The organism is Pseudonocardia humida (genome assembly GCF_023898865.1).
GTDB lineage: Bacteria > Actinomycetota > Actinomycetes > Mycobacteriales > Pseudonocardiaceae > Pseudonocardia > Pseudonocardia humida.
Window position 1 is genome coordinate 1 of the sequence record NZ_JAGSOV010000103.1, and the last position, 884, is coordinate 884.

Sequence of the window (884 nt, forward strand, 5' to 3'; positions counted from 1 at the left end):
CACGTCGGCCCACCGGGCACCGGCCTCGGCCCAGGCCCTCGCCCGCGGCGGACCGCCGCCCAGCGCGGCCAGCTCGGCGGCCGCGGCGGCGGCACCACCGGCGTCCCCGACGGCGGCGGCCCGCTGCACGCGCCACCACAGCGCGGCCGCGACGCACCATGCCGGGTCGCCCGCCGACCGCACGGCCGCGTCGATCGCGGCGGCCATCGTGGCGGCCGCCGCTCCGGTCGCGGCCACCGCCGCGGCGCCCGTGGACAGCTCCCCCCAGACGTCGACGTGCAGCAGCTCGACGTCGGCCCCGGCCACCACCGGAGCGACCCGGTGCCAGGTGGTGGCCAGCGCGGCGGCGTCGCCGGAGCGGCGGGCCAGGCCCACCGTGATCGCGGCGGCCAGCACCGCGTTGCGGCGCAGCGCCGGGCGCCGGGCCGCGGCGGCCAGCCCGACCCGGGCGTCGGCCAGCCGACCCGCCCGCATGTCCAGCCAGGCGGCCAGCAGCAGCCGGCGCGCCGAGGGCTCGTCGGGGTGCGCGGCCAGCACCGCGCGGGCCACCTCCTCCTCGCCCCCGGCGGCCAGCACCTCGATCGTCAGTTCGGGCCAGGAGTCGGTGGCGAAGGCGTCGGACGGCACGGTCGTCGCGGCCAGCCCGGCCAGCCGGTCGGCCGCCCCGCGCAGGTCGCCGTGCAGCGCGTCGATCACCGCGGACACCCCGTCCAGCAGCACGGAGAGCCCGCGCGGCGCGGGGTCGGCCAGCGCGGCCCTGGCCGCGGCCAGGTCGTCGCGCGCCGCGCCCAGCTGCCCGGCCAGCGCGCCGGCCAGCGCGGCGCGGCCGTGCGCCTGCACCGCCGCGGCCCCGCCTGCCACCGCGCCCACCCGCCGCCAGCGGG

At 83.0% G+C, this 884-nt stretch carries 1 pseudogene; it reads right to left on the reverse strand.

From position 1 onward, the window contains the following. Nucleotides 1-861: pseudogene (locus KDL28_RS39120) on the reverse strand (hypothetical protein); the annotation flags it as partial. Nucleotides 862-884: the final 23 nt, after the last annotated feature.